At 73.7% G+C, this 11,936-nt stretch carries 12 protein-coding genes; 9 read left to right on the top strand and 3 right to left on the bottom strand.

The features are described from left to right. Positions 1–215: 215 nt before the first annotated feature. A complete protein-coding gene (locus tag OG852_RS08465) occupies positions 216–632 on the bottom strand; it encodes an SsgA family sporulation/cell division regulator (protein ID WP_133913669.1) in 417 nt (138 codons plus the stop codon). A gap of 225 nt (positions 633–857) precedes the next feature. Here OG852_RS08465 and OG852_RS08460 point away from each other — a divergent pair, with 225 nt between their 5' ends. The 4 genes from OG852_RS08460 to mmpA all read left to right on the top strand — a co-directional run bounded on the left by OG852_RS08460 (position 858) and on the right by mmpA (position 3,382). Then, positions 858–1,970 carry a WD40/YVTN/BNR-like repeat-containing protein gene (locus tag OG852_RS08460; RefSeq protein ID WP_330347491.1) on the top strand — a complete coding sequence of 371 codons (1,113 nt, stop codon included), beginning with the start codon at positions 858–860 and terminating at the stop codon, positions 1,968–1,970. 63 nt (positions 1,971–2,033) lie between these two features. Beyond that, entirely contained in the window at positions 2,034–2,366 is a 333-nt protein-coding gene (locus tag OG852_RS08455; protein ID WP_133913667.1) for a plasmid stabilization protein, read from the top strand. Positions 2,367–2,426: 60 nt separating this feature from the next. Further along, positions 2,427–3,122, top strand: a complete 696-nt coding sequence (locus OG852_RS08450; RefSeq protein WP_133913666.1) for an endonuclease V — start codon at positions 2,427–2,429, stop codon at positions 3,120–3,122. Positions 3,123–3,235: 113 nt separating this feature from the next. After that, complete coding sequence (gene mmpA, locus OG852_RS08445) at positions 3,236–3,382, top strand: morphogenic membrane protein MmpA (RefSeq protein WP_166663578.1); 147 nt, start codon at positions 3,236–3,238, stop codon at positions 3,380–3,382. A gap of 28 nt (positions 3,383–3,410) precedes the next feature. On the opposite strand, the gene OG852_RS08440 is transcribed toward mmpA, so the two are convergent. Further along, positions 3,411–4,583: a saccharopine dehydrogenase family protein gene (locus OG852_RS08440; protein WP_330347490.1), complete on the bottom strand. Its 1,173-nt coding sequence runs from the start codon at positions 4,581–4,583 to the stop codon at positions 3,411–3,413. Between the two features lie 111 nt (positions 4,584–4,694). Between OG852_RS08440 and OG852_RS08435 the strand changes: the two genes are divergently transcribed. From OG852_RS08435 to OG852_RS08415, 5 genes are all read left to right on the top strand, one after another. Next, complete coding sequence (locus OG852_RS08435) at positions 4,695–5,075, top strand: MmcQ/YjbR family DNA-binding protein (RefSeq protein WP_330347489.1); 381 nt, start codon at positions 4,695–4,697, stop codon at positions 5,073–5,075. Between the two features lie 127 nt (positions 5,076–5,202). After that, complete coding sequence (locus OG852_RS08430) at positions 5,203–6,408, top strand: CaiB/BaiF CoA transferase family protein (protein ID WP_330347488.1); 1,206 nt, start codon at positions 5,203–5,205, stop codon at positions 6,406–6,408. A gap of 3 nt (positions 6,409–6,411) precedes the next feature. Continuing rightward, the gene (locus tag OG852_RS08425) at positions 6,412–7,626 is read left to right on the top strand and encodes an acetyl-CoA C-acetyltransferase (protein WP_133913663.1); all 1,215 of its coding nucleotides are present in this window, start codon (positions 6,412–6,414) and stop codon (positions 7,624–7,626) included. A gap of 41 nt (positions 7,627–7,667) precedes the next feature. Then, positions 7,668–9,845, top strand: a complete 2,178-nt coding sequence (locus OG852_RS08420; protein ID WP_330347487.1) for a 3-hydroxyacyl-CoA dehydrogenase NAD-binding domain-containing protein — start codon at positions 7,668–7,670, stop codon at positions 9,843–9,845. A 153-nt stretch (positions 9,846–9,998) separates the two neighbouring features. Continuing rightward, a complete protein-coding gene (locus OG852_RS08415; RefSeq protein ID WP_330351420.1) occupies positions 9,999–11,228 on the top strand; it encodes an acyltransferase family protein in 1,230 nt (409 codons plus the stop codon). Here the strand turns inward: OG852_RS08415 and OG852_RS08410 are convergent. Next, positions 11,168–11,878: a MerR family transcriptional regulator gene (locus OG852_RS08410; RefSeq protein ID WP_330347486.1), complete on the bottom strand. Its 711-nt coding sequence runs from the start codon at positions 11,876–11,878 to the stop codon at positions 11,168–11,170. The genes OG852_RS08415 and OG852_RS08410 overlap by 61 nt on opposite strands. Between the last annotated feature and the right edge of the window lie 58 nt (positions 11,879–11,936).

The following is an 11,936-nucleotide window of genomic DNA, read 5'->3' as shown; positions in this document are numbered from 1 at the left end:
CGGGAGCGGGAAGCGCGCGGGCACACAGAAAGCCCTGTTGCGCAAGGACGGCTCGAGACGCCGAGGTCGCACGCAGCGCCCGCACGGGTGTGGGGCGTGGTGTCTCAGGACCTCAGACGAGCAACGTCCTTCTCCAATCGACGGCAACAGGACCGCTTCAGACGATAGGAGGGGCGTGAAGCCCCGTCAAAGGATTAAATCCGGCCGCCGGGGGCTCAGCAGGCGTCCCGCATCAGCTCCGCCAGGTCGTGGTCCAGGTCGAGCTGGAGGTGCTCCAGGCCGACCGGCACCAGGTCGCCGGTGGCGGCCAGGAAGCGGCGGACGTCCGAGGAGTGGATGTGCACGACGGCGGTGCCCTCGGGGGCGTGGAACTCCAGCACCGTACGGTCGTACCCGTACGGGCGGACGCGGACGTCGCCGTGGCCCTCGGCCCGCTCGAGACCGGCGGAGAGCAGCTCACGGGCGAACGTCCAGCAGACCTCGACGCCCTCCAGGGTCGCGGGGGCGGGGAAGGTGATGCGGACGGCGAACGGATCGCTCCGGTCGTAGTGCAGCATGGCGGGGATGCTCGGCATGCGCGGCGCGGCGGCGACCAGACGGGCCTCAACGGGCTGCTCGATGACGGTGGACAACGCCTTGCTCCCTTGCTGACGACGGGACGGACTTCCGGCCGGACGGGGACCGGATACAGGAAGAGACGCTGGAACCGGCCGATCCGTGCACACCGATGGCGAGTGACCTCGGTCACCGCCTTCATGCACGGGAGTGACGCACCTCTCCTGCCGTGCCGGGCAGCGTGGTTGAGGCGGTCGGGGCCTCTGGACGCCACCGGGGCCGTGGGGCTAGCTTCCCCCGCCATGAGGCGCTTGGGGAAGACGCGACGCACGGTAAGGACGGTAAGAACTGCCCGGGGGAGGGCGTGGGCCGCCGCGGTGGCCTGCGCGGCGGCGCTGGCCACGCTGCCGGCCGCACCGGCCCGGGCCCAGGCCCATGCGGACCCGCACTGGGCGGCGAAGGACACCGGCACCACCTCGGTCCGCTTCCGCGGGCTGTCCGCGGTCGACCGGCGCACCGCGTGGCTGTCCGGCACCCAGGGCACGGTGCTGCGCACCACCGACGGCGGGGCGCACTGGCGGAACGTCTCTCCACCGGGCGCCGCCGACCTTCAGTTCCGCGACATCGAGGCGTTCGACGCCCGCCGCGCGGTGGTGCTGGCGATCGGCGAGGGCGAGGCCTCGCGCGTGTACCGCACCGACGACGGCGGAGCGACCTGGACGGAGTCCTTCCGCAACACCGACGCGAAGGCGTTCTACGACTGCATGACCTTCTTCGACCGCCGTCACGGCCTCGCCATGAGCGACCCGGTGGACGGGAGATTCCGCATCCTGTCGACCGGGGACGGCGGCCGGACCTGGACGGTGCTGCCCGACACCGGGATGCCGGCCGCCCTGGACGGCGAGGCGGGCTTCGCCGCCAGTGGCCAGTGCCTGGTCTCCGCCGGACCGAAGGACGTGTGGCTGGCCACCGGCGGAGCGGCACGCGCGCGGGTGCTGCACTCCGCCGACCGGGGACTGACCTGGACGGCCGCCGACACCCCCGTCCCGGCCGGCGACCCCGCGCGCGGGGTGTTCGCCCTCGCCTTCCGCGACCGCGCCCACGGCCTCGCCGTCGGCGGCGACTACCGCGCCGACCAGCCCTCGCCGCGGTCCGCCGCCGGTACGGGCGACGCCGGCCGCACCTGGCGCCCGGCCGTCACCCCGCCGCCCGCCTACCGCTCGGGCGTGGCCTGGCTCCCGCACCGCCGCGCCGCCGCCCTCGCCGTCGGCCCGACGGGCACCGACCTGACCACCGACGCCGGCCGCACCTGGCGCACCCTCGACACCGGCTCGTACGACACCGTGGACTGCGCTCCCGACGGCGGCTGCTGGGCGGCCGGCGAACAAGGGCGGGCGGCACGCCTGGAGAACTGACCGATCCGGGGTACCCGGACCGCGTACACCAGGGCCCAGCGCAGCCGGAAGGAGTGAGCGCCCATGCCACGCGGTTCGAGCCCCAAGCGGGAGCGCCAGTACGAGCACATCAAGGAGAGCGCGCAGGACCGGGGCGAGAGCACCGAGCGCGCCAAGGAGATCGCCGCGCGGACGGTCAACAAGGAACGCGCCCGGTCCGGCGAGTCGAAGACCGCGAGCCGTACCTCCACGCAGGACATGTCGTCCGGCAGGCGCGGCGGGCAGCGGTCCGGCAAGGGCTCCCAGGGGCCCACGTACGACCAGCTCTACGAGGAGGCCAAGCAGCGCGGCATCAAGGGCCGCTCGGACATGAACAAGGGCCAGCTGCAGCGCGCCCTGGACGACAAGAAGAGCTGACGGGCCGCCGGGAGGCCCGATCGCGGGCCCGCGCGCGGGAGCCGTACGCTCGTCCTCACCATGACGACTGTGGACATTCCCGCGGGCTGGCCCGCGACCGAGGAGGAGGCCCGCGCCGTCCAGGACGCGCTGCGGGCCCGCGTGGTGCTGGACGAGCCCGGCCCGCCGCCGGGGACCGGCCGGGTGACGGGCGTCGACGTGGCCTACGACGACGAGCGGGACGTCGTCGCCGCGGCGGCCGTGGTGCTGGACGCGGCGAGCCTCGACGTCGTCGCCGAGGCCACCGCCGTCGGCCGGATCTCGTTCCCGTACGTGCCCGGCCTGCTCGCCTTCCGGGAGATCCCGACCGTGCTGGCCGCCCTCGACGCCCTGCCGGTCCCGCCCGGCCTGGTCGTCTGCGACGGCTACGGCCTCGCCCACCCGCGCCGCTTCGGGCTCGCGAGCCACCTCGGGGTCCTCACCGGCCTGCCCACGATCGGCGTCGCGAAGAACCCGTTCACCTTCACCTACGACGACCCGGACGTGCCCCGCGGATCCTCCTCGCCGCTCCTCGCGGGCGACGAGGAGGTGGGGCGCGCGCTGCGCACCCGAGAGGGGGTCAAGCCGCTCTTCGTCTCCGTCGGCCACCGCACGACCCTGGCGACGGCCTGCGCCCACACGCTCGCCCTCACCCCGCGGTTCCGCCTCCCGGAGACGACCCGCAGGGCCGACGCGCTGTGCCGGCGGGCGCTCCAGGAGGCGACGGGCCGGTCCTGACGGGCCGTACGGGCACGGGCGGCCGAGTACGTCGTCCGAGTACGTCGTCCGAGTACGCCGTCTGAGTATCCGTACGGATGTGCGCGCCGGCCGCCGCCGGACAGGCTGTGCCCATGACCACGCACCGTGCCCCGAAGCCCCTCGCCGACCCGAACCGGCCCGTCGAACGCGCCGTGAACGCCGCCCTGGTCCTCGCCGTGCTCGCGGGCCTGGGCTGGATCGTCGGAATGATCTACACGCTCGTCGAGTGGCCGATGTGATCGACGCGGGGCTCCGGGAGAGGGGTTCTCAGCGGCTCGCCGCCACTCGGAAGCGGATGCCCGCGCGGATCAGCCGCTCGGTCAGCGCCTCGCCCATGGCCACCGCCGTGGTGACCTGTCCCGCCGTCGGCGGCAGGTCGTCGCAGGCCAGCGCCAGCGCCCCCTCGGCGAACATCTTCGCCGTCTCGTCGTAGCCGGGGTCGCCGCCCGAGACCTCCGTCAGCACCCGCCGGCCGCCGCCCTCGCCGACGAACCTGACCGAGAACCAACTGCGCGCCCGCCTCTCGGCGCTCGGTCCGTCCCCGGGCTTCAGCCGGTCCGACAGCCAGCGCCGGGCGGGCGGGAGCTGGGCGGCGGCGACGACCGTCCCGACGGCCGCGACCCCGCCGACGGCGACCGGAAGCCGTCGTACGGCCACGTAGTGGCGGTAGCGGAAATCGGGGCCGTACCGTTCCAGGGCCCGCGCCGAGCGGCACACGATCCGCGGGTCCACGGTCGGCAGCGGCAGTGCCCAGGCGCCGACCTCCGGGGCGAACCGGGGCACGCCCGCCGACGCCGAGGCCCGCCGGCCCATCAGCCGCGGCTCGTGGCGGCGCCGGTCCCGCGCGGCGGCGGCCATCTGCCTCCGACGCGCGAACTGGCCGAGCGCGGAGGCGAACGTGCCGCCCGAGAAGGCCGCGTCCGCCGTCACGAATCCGTCCACCGTCAACGGCACGCCCGCGGGCAGCTGCCGGACGGTGAAGTACACGCCGAGGTCGTGCGGGACGGAGTCGAAGCCGGCCGCGTGCACCAGCCGCGCGCCCGTCTCCCGCGCGCGGGCGTCGTGCCGGACGTACATCAGGTCCAGGAACTCCGGCTCGCCGCTGAGGTCCAGATAGTCGGCGCCGGTGTCCGCGCAGGCGGCGACGAGTTCCTCGCCGTACCGAACGTAGGGTCCGACGGTCGTGGCCACCACGCGCGCGTGCTCCGCGAGGGCGCGCAGCGACGCCGGGTCCGCGACGTCGGCCGTCAGCACCCCGGCCGCCCCGCCGAGCCGCTCGCGCAGCCGCTCCAGCTTCTCGCGGCTGCGGCCGGCGATCGCCCAGCGCAGATCCTCGGGCGCGTGGGCGGCGAGATACTCGGCGGTGAGCGTCCCGACGAATCCGGTCGCGCCGAAGAGCACGATGTCGTAGGGACGGTCCGTCCTCTTTAGCCTGCTCATGACACCCCTTGCCCGCTCATGACACCTCTTGGTCCCGCAGCCCGCGCCGCTGTCGGTGGCTGAGGCTAGCGTGAGGGGTGCGGTGGCCGACGACGAGCCCGGAGGCAGCAGGTGACGGTGGACCGGAACGCCCTGAAGAAGTGGGAGAAAGTACGCCAGTTCGCGCTCGGGCTGCCGGGTGCGACCGAGGAGTTCCCCTGGGGCGAGGCGGTCGCCAAGGTCAACCGGAAGGTGTTCGTCTTCCTCGGCGTCGACGACGGCAGTCACCCGCTCGGCGTCACCGTCAAGCTCACGGACGAGACGGCCCACGCGCACGCGATGGCGTCCCCGGGCGCGGAGCCCACCGGGTACGGCCTGGGGAAGGCGGGCTGGGTGAGCCTCCCGTTGCAGGAGAAGGGCGCCCCGTCGGCCGAGTTGCTGTGCGACTGGGTCGAGGAGAGCTATCGCACGATCGCGCCCCAACGGCTCATAGCGGAGCTGGACGCCCGCTGAACCGGGGCCGGCCGGGCGTGTCGCGCCTACACTGGCCAAGCGCTTGCTCGCTCCGCTCTTGTGCCCACTGGAACACGTTCTTAACATCACGGGTGTTACATCGGTGGTGTCACAGCGAGGGGGCTGGATGACGACGGGACACGGCTCGGGGCACGGCCCGCTCGCGGGCGTGCGCGTGGTGGAACTCGCCGGGATCGGACCCGGGCCCTTCGCCGCGATGCTGCTCGCCGACCTCGGCGCCGACGTCGTCCGCGTGGACCGCCCCGGCGGCCCCTCCCTCGCCGTCGACCCGGCCCGCGACCTCACCAACCGCAACAAGCGCTCCGTCGTCGTCGACCTCAAGGCGCCGGACGGCCCCGCGCGCGTGCTCGACCTCGCCGCCCGCGCCGACGTGCTGATCGAGGGCAACCGGCCCGGCGTCGCCGAGCGGCTCGGCGTCGGCCCCGAGGACTGCCACGCCCGCAACCCCCGGCTGGTCTACGGCCGGATGACCGGCTGGGGCCAACAGGGCCCCCTCGCCCACCGCGCCGGCCACGACATCGCCTACATCGCGCTCACCGGCACCCTCGGCATGATCGGCGCCCCGGACACACCCCCGCCCGCCCCCGCCAACCTGCTCGGCGACTACGCGGGCGGCTCCCTCTACCTGGTCGTCGGCGTCCTCGCCGCGCTCCACCACGCACGTGTGACGGGCACCGGCCAGGTCGTCGACGCGGCGATCGTGGACGGCACCGCCCACCTCTCCACGATGATCCACGGCATGCTCGCGGCCGGCGGCTGGCGGGACCGGCGCGCCGCCAACCTCCTCGACGGCGGCTGCCCGTACTACGGCACCTACGAGACCGCCGACGGCGGGTACATGGCCGTCGGCGCCCTGGAACCGCAGTTCTACGACGCGTTCACGGACCTCCTCGGCCTCGGGGACTTCCACGACGCCCGCAAGGACTGGACGCGCTGGGGGGAGCTGCGCGAGGCGGTCGCCGCCCGCTTCAAGGCCCGTACCCGGGACGAGTGGACGGCCCTGTTCGAGGGCTCCGACGCGTGCGTGGCGCCCGTGCTGTCGCTGCGCGAGGCCCCGCACCATCCGCACCTCGCCGCCCGCGGCACCTTCACCGACCACGGCGGCATCACCCAGCCGGCCCCCGCGCCCCGCTTCTCCGCCACCCCCACGGCCGTCCGCTCCGGCCCCGCGCGGCCGGGCGCCGACACCGCCGAGGTGGCCCGGGACTGGGACCTGCCGGGCCTCGTGAACGACCGTGCGCGGCCCCCCGTGAACGACCTCCCGCAGCAGGGCGACCGACCCGGTCCGGCCCACCCTCCCCGAAAGGCTTGACCAGTGAGCACCGAAGCGTACGTGTACGACGCGATCCGCACCCCGCGCGGACGCGGCAAGGCGAGCGGCGCCCTGCACGGCACGAAGCCCATCGACCTCGTCGTCGGCCTCATCCACGAACTGCGCGACCGCTTCCCCGGCCTGGACCCGGCCGCGATCGACGACATCGTCCTCGGTGTCGTCGGACCCGTCGGCGACCAGGGCTCCGACATCGCGCGCATCGCCGCGATCGCCGCCGGACTGCCGGACACGGTGGCGGGCGTCCAGGAGAACCGCTTCTGCGCCTCGGGTCTGGAGGCCGTCAACCTGGCCGCCGTCAAGGTCCGCTCGGGCTGGGAGGACCTGGTCCTCGCGGGCGGCGTGGAGTCGATGTCCCGGGTGCCGATGGCCTCCGACGGCGGCGCCTGGTTCAACGACCCGATGACCAACCTGGCCGTCAACTTCGTGCCGCAGGGCATCGGCGCCGACCTCATCGCCACCATCGAGGGGTTCTCCCGCCGTGACGTCGACGCGTACGCTGCGCTGTCGCAGGAGCGGGCGGCGACGGCCTGGAAGGAGGGCCGCTTCGACCGCTCCGTCGTCCCGGTCAGGGACCGCAGCGGCCTCGTGGTCCTCGACCACGACGAGCACCTGCGCCCCGGCACCACCGCCGACTCCCTCGCGGCGCTCAAGCCGTCCTTCGCCGACATCGGCGAACTCGGCGGCTTCGACGCGGTGGCGCTGCAGACGTACCACTGGGTCGAGAAGATCGACCACGTCCACCACGCGGGCAACTCCTCCGGCATCGTCGACGGCGCCTCCCTGGTCGCCATCGGCTCCCGGGAGGTCGGCGAGCGGTACGGGCTCACCCCCCGCGCGCGGATCGTCTCCGCCGCCGTCTCCGGCTCCGAGCCCACCATCATGCTCACCGGCCCCGCCCCGGCCACCCGCAAGGCCCTCGCCAAGGCCGGTCTGACCATCGACGACATCGACCTCGTCGAGATCAACGAGGCGTTCGCGGCGGTCGTGCTGCGGTTCGTGAAGGACATGGGCCTGTCCCTGGACAAGGTCAACGTCAACGGCGGCGCCATCGCCCTCGGCCACCCCCTCGGCGCCACCGGCGCGATGATCCTCGGCTCGCTCGTCGACGAACTGGAACGCCAGGACAAGCGCTACGGCCTCGCCACCCTCTGTGTCGGCGGCGGCATGGGCATCGCCACGATCGTCGAGCGCGTCTGACCACCCCAGCGGCCACCACCGACTTCTACGGAGACCCCGTCATGACCGAGAGCACCACCATCCGCTGGGAACAGGACCGCACCGGCCTCGTCACCCTCGTCCTCGACGACCCGAACCAGTCCGCGAACACCATGAACGCGGCGTTCCGCGCCTCCCTCGCCGCCGTCACCGACCGCCTGGAGGCCGAGAAGGACACCATCCGCGGCATCATCCTCACCTCGGCCAAGAAGACCTTCTTCGCCGGCGGCGACCTGCGCGACCTCATCCGGGTCACCCCCGAGACCGCCCAGGAGCTGTTCGACGGCGGCCTGGAGATCAAGCGCAACCTCCGCCGCATCGAGACCCTCGGCAAGCCCGTCGTCGCCGCCCTCAACGGCGCGGCCCTCGGCGGCGGCTACGAACTCGCCCTCGCCTGCCACCACCGCATCGCCCTCGACGCCCCCGGCTCCAAGATCGGCTGCCCCGAGGTCACCCTCGGCCTGCTCCCCGGCGGCGGCGGAGTCGTGCGCACCGTCCGTCTGCTGGGCATCGCCGACGCCCTGCTGAAGGTCCTCCTCCAGGGCACCCAGTACAGCCCGCGCAAGGCCCTGGAGAACGGCCTGATCGACGACGTGGCCACCACCCCCGAGGAACTCCTCGCCAAGGCCCGCGCCTTCGTCGACGCCCACCCCGAGTCGCGGCAGCCCTGGGACCGGCCGGGATACCGCATCCCCGGCGGCACCCCCGCCCACCCCAAGTTCGCCGCGAACCTGCCCGCCTTCCCCGCCACCCTGCGCAAGCAGACCAACGGCGCCCCCTACCCCGCGCCCCGCGCCATCCTCGCCGCCGCCGTGGAGGGCTCCCAGGTCGACTTCGACACCGCCCAGGTCATCGAGGCCCGCTACTTCGTCGAACTCGCGGCCGGCCAGACCTCGAAGAACATGATCCAGGCGTTCTTCTTCGACCTCCAGGCCGTCAACTCCGGCGCCAACCGCCCGCAGGGGTTCGAGCCCCGCCCCGTCCGCAAGGTGGCCGTCCTCGGCGCGGGCATGATGGGCGCCGGCATCGCCTACTCCTGCGCCCGCGCGGGACTGGACGTCGTCCTCAAGGACGTCACCCCGGAAGCCGCCGCCAAGGGCAGGCGCTACTCCGAGAAGCTGTGCGCCAAGGCCGTCTCCCGGGGCCGCACCACCCAGGAGAAGGCGGACGCGCTGCTCGCCCGCATCACCCCCACCGCCGACCCCGCCGACCTGGCCGGCTGCGACGCCGTCATCGAGGCCGTGTTCGAGGACACCGCCCTCAAGCACAAGGTCTTCCAGGAGATCGAGCAGATCGTCGCCCCCGACGCCCTGCTGTGCTCCAACACCTCCACGCTCCCCATCACCGCCCTCGCCGAGGGCGTGGAGCGCCAGGAGGACTTCATCGGCCTGCACTTCTTCTCGCCCGTCGACAAGATGCCGCTCGTCGAGATCATCAAGGGCGGGCGCACCGGCGACGAGGCGCTCGCCCGCGCCTTCGACCTGGTCCGGCAGATCAGCAAGACACCGATCGTCGTCAACGACTCGCGCGGCTTCTTCACCTCCCGGGTGATCGGCCACTTCATCAACGAGGGCGTCGCCATGGTCGGCGAGGGCATCGAGCCCGCCTCGATCGAGCAGGCCGCCGCCCAGGCGGGCTACCCGGCCAAGGTGCTCTCCCTGATGGACGAACTGACCCTCACCCTCGCCCAGAAGATCCGCCGTGAGTCGAGGCGGGCCGCGCAGGAGGCGGGCGGCACCTGGACCGCACACCCCGCCGAGGCCGTCGTCGACCGCATGGTCGACGCGTTCGGCCGCCCCGGCCGCAGCGGGGGAGCGGGCTTCTACGAGTACGGCGAGGACGGCAGGCGCGGTGCGCTGTGGCCGGGCCTGCGCGAGCACTTCACGCGCGCGGGGAGCGAGATCCCGTTCAGGGACATGCAGGAGCGCATGCTCTTCTCCGAGGCCCTCGACACCGTCAGGCTCCTCGAGGAGGGCGTCCTGACCTCCGTCGCCGACGCCAACATCGGCTCCCTGTTCGGCATCGGCTTCCCCGGCTGGACCGGCGGCGTCCTGCAGTACGTCAACGGCTACGACGGCGGCCTCCCCGGATTCGTGGCACGCGCGCGTGAGCTCGCCGAGCGCTACGGCGACCGCTTCACCCCGCCCGCGCTGCTGGTGGAGAAGGCGGAGCGGGGGGAGATCTTCACCGACGCCCGCTGACACCCCGCGCGCCGGACCCCGTGACCTCCCCAGGGCTCACGGGGTTCGCCCCGTGGGGCCCGCCGCGTAACGCTCCTCGCGCCCCGGTCCAAGAACGGCCGTAGGACCTCCCGGGACAAGGAGACGTGAGTGAACGGCGCGCCCCGCACACGGATGGACTGGCTGGACGCGCTGCGCGCGGTCGCGGCACTCGTGGTGGTGTTCGACCACGCGTCCGCCACCTTCGTGCCGGAGTTCCGGCGGGACCTCATGCCGTACGTCAGCACCAGCCGCTACGGCATCATGGTGTTCTTCTTCGTGAGCGGCTACGTCATCCCCGCCTCGCTGGAGCGCCGCGGCTGTGTCCGCGCCTTCTGGACCGGCCGGATCTTCCGCCTCTACCCGCTGTGGGCGCTCGCCGTCGGCACGCTCCTCGCCCTCGACCTCGCGGGGGTCACCCGGACGCGCGGCGGTCAGAACGCCGTCGCCGTGGCCGTCGCCCACCTCACCCTGCTCCAGGAACTGCTGGGGACGCCGGGTCTGCTGCTCGTCCTGTGGACGCTGTCGTACGAGATGGCCTTCTGTCTGCTGGTCGTCGCCCTGTTCACGGTCCGTCAGCACCGGCGGTCGGCGGCGGTCGCCGTCACCCTGGCCGTGCTCGCCGCCGTCGGCGCGCTCCTGGGCGGCGGGCTGCCGGTCTCCGCTCTGGCCGGCCTGACCGGCACCGGCCCGCTGATCGCCGTCGCCGCGGTCGTCCTGGTCGTCGCCGTGTGCTGCGCGAGCGCCGGCCCGCCCGCACTGCGCGTCACCGGGGGAGTGCTGGGCGGGATCCTGGCGCTCGCCCTGGTGGCGTTCGACAGCACGGTGCCGCAGTGGGAGAGCCTCGTGATCCTCGCCGTGATGTTCCTCGGCACCGCCGTCCACCGGGCCGAACACGGCGCGTGCGGCCCGCGGGCCGTGGTCCGCGCGGCGGCCGTGGTGCTGCTCTGCGCGGTGGGCAGCGCCTGCTGGTACGGCGACGGCCACTACTTCACCCGGCGCGGCTGGATCACCGCGTTCCTGCTGGCCGCGCTCACCTTCGCCGCCGCCTTCGCCGTGCGCCGACGGCGCATCCCCCGCGCCGTGGCCGCGCTGGGCATGATCAGCTACTCGGTCTACCTGCTGCATCCGGTGCTGCTCACGGCGGTCGACGGCACGATCGGCCGGCAGCGCCGCGACGAACCCCTGCTGCTGGTGGCCTTCGTCGCGGTGCTGCTGCCGCTGTGCGCGCTGACGTACCGCTGGATCGAGGCGCCCGGCCAGGCCTGGGGCCGCCGGCTGACCCGCCGTGGGGCGGCCGCCCCTCAGCCGCCCGTCTGCGCCTCCGACAACCACAGCCGCAGCTCCTCGCGCAGCGAACGCTGAAACGTCGTCAGCAGGGCCTGGACGACCAGCGGACGCATCTGCGCCGTCAGCGACCGCACGTCCCGCGCGTCCCGCTCGGCCACCGCCTCCCGCAGCAGCCCGGACAGCTCCTGCGCCGCGGCGCGCGAGTGCTCGATCAGCGCGGTGCGCGCCGCGAGGATCACCTCCTGCGACAGCGGTACGTCGAGCAGCCGCACCCCGAGCGGGAGCAGCCCGGAGTCGACCCGGTACCCGCCGTCGGCCGCGGCCTCCACGACGTCCATCGCCACCAGCCGGCGCACGTCCTCCTCGGACAGCGGCCGTCCCGCCCGCCGCCGCAGCTCCTCCCGGCTCACCGTCTCGCCGGTGTCCGGCGCCCAGGACGCCACGACCGCCCGGTGGACGGCGAGGTCGTGCGCGTCGAGGCCGGGCGGCAGCTGTGCCAGGTAGCGCTCGATCGCCGCCAGGGTCATGCCCTGGCGCTGCAGCTCCTCGATCAGCTCCAGACGTGCCAGGTGCTCCGGGCCGTAGTGCCCCACCCGGCGCGGGCCGATCACGGGCGGCGGCAGCAGACCCCTGGTGCCGTAGAAGCGGACCGTGCGGACCGTGACCCCCGCGCGTGCGGCCAGCTCGTCGACCGTGAGGGGCGGCTCGTCGGTCTCGATCGTCATGAGCAGCAGTATCGCCGCCCGGGGGGCGGCCGTGTGAGAAGTAACGCTCTGTGACCTG

The organism is Streptomyces sp. NBC_00582, from assembly GCF_036345155.1.
GTDB lineage: Bacteria > Actinomycetota > Actinomycetes > Streptomycetales > Streptomycetaceae > Streptomyces.
The sequence above is the reverse complement of the archived record's forward strand: the minus strand, read 5'-3'. Positions and strand labels throughout refer to the sequence as shown.

What these genes read in the sequence shown, in the direction of transcription:
- OG852_RS08460 (WP_330347491.1), top strand. Translation starts at nt 858, where the DNA reads ATGAGGCGCTTGGGGAAGACGCGACGCACGGTAAGGACGGTAAGAACT.
- OG852_RS08455 (WP_133913667.1), top strand. Translation starts at nt 2,034, where the DNA reads ATGCCACGCGGTTCGAGCCCCAAGCGGGAGCGCCAGTACGAGCACATC.
- OG852_RS08450 (WP_133913666.1), top strand. Translation starts at nt 2,427, where the DNA reads ATGACGACTGTGGACATTCCCGCGGGCTGGCCCGCGACCGAGGAGGAG.
- mmpA (WP_166663578.1), top strand. Translation starts at nt 3,236, where the DNA reads ATGACCACGCACCGTGCCCCGAAGCCCCTCGCCGACCCGAACCGGCCC.
- OG852_RS08440 (WP_330347490.1), bottom strand. Translation starts at nt 4,583, where the DNA reads ATGAGCAGGCTAAAGAGGACGGACCGTCCCTACGACATCGTGCTCTTC.
- OG852_RS08430 (WP_330347488.1), top strand. Translation starts at nt 5,203, where the DNA reads ATGACGACGGGACACGGCTCGGGGCACGGCCCGCTCGCGGGCGTGCGC.
- OG852_RS08420 (WP_330347487.1), top strand. Translation starts at nt 7,668, where the DNA reads ATGACCGAGAGCACCACCATCCGCTGGGAACAGGACCGCACCGGCCTC.
- OG852_RS08415 (WP_330351420.1), top strand. Translation starts at nt 9,999, where the DNA reads ATGGACTGGCTGGACGCGCTGCGCGCGGTCGCGGCACTCGTGGTGGTG.
- OG852_RS08410 (WP_330347486.1), bottom strand. Translation starts at nt 11,878, where the DNA reads ATGACGATCGAGACCGACGAGCCGCCCCTCACGGTCGACGAGCTGGCC.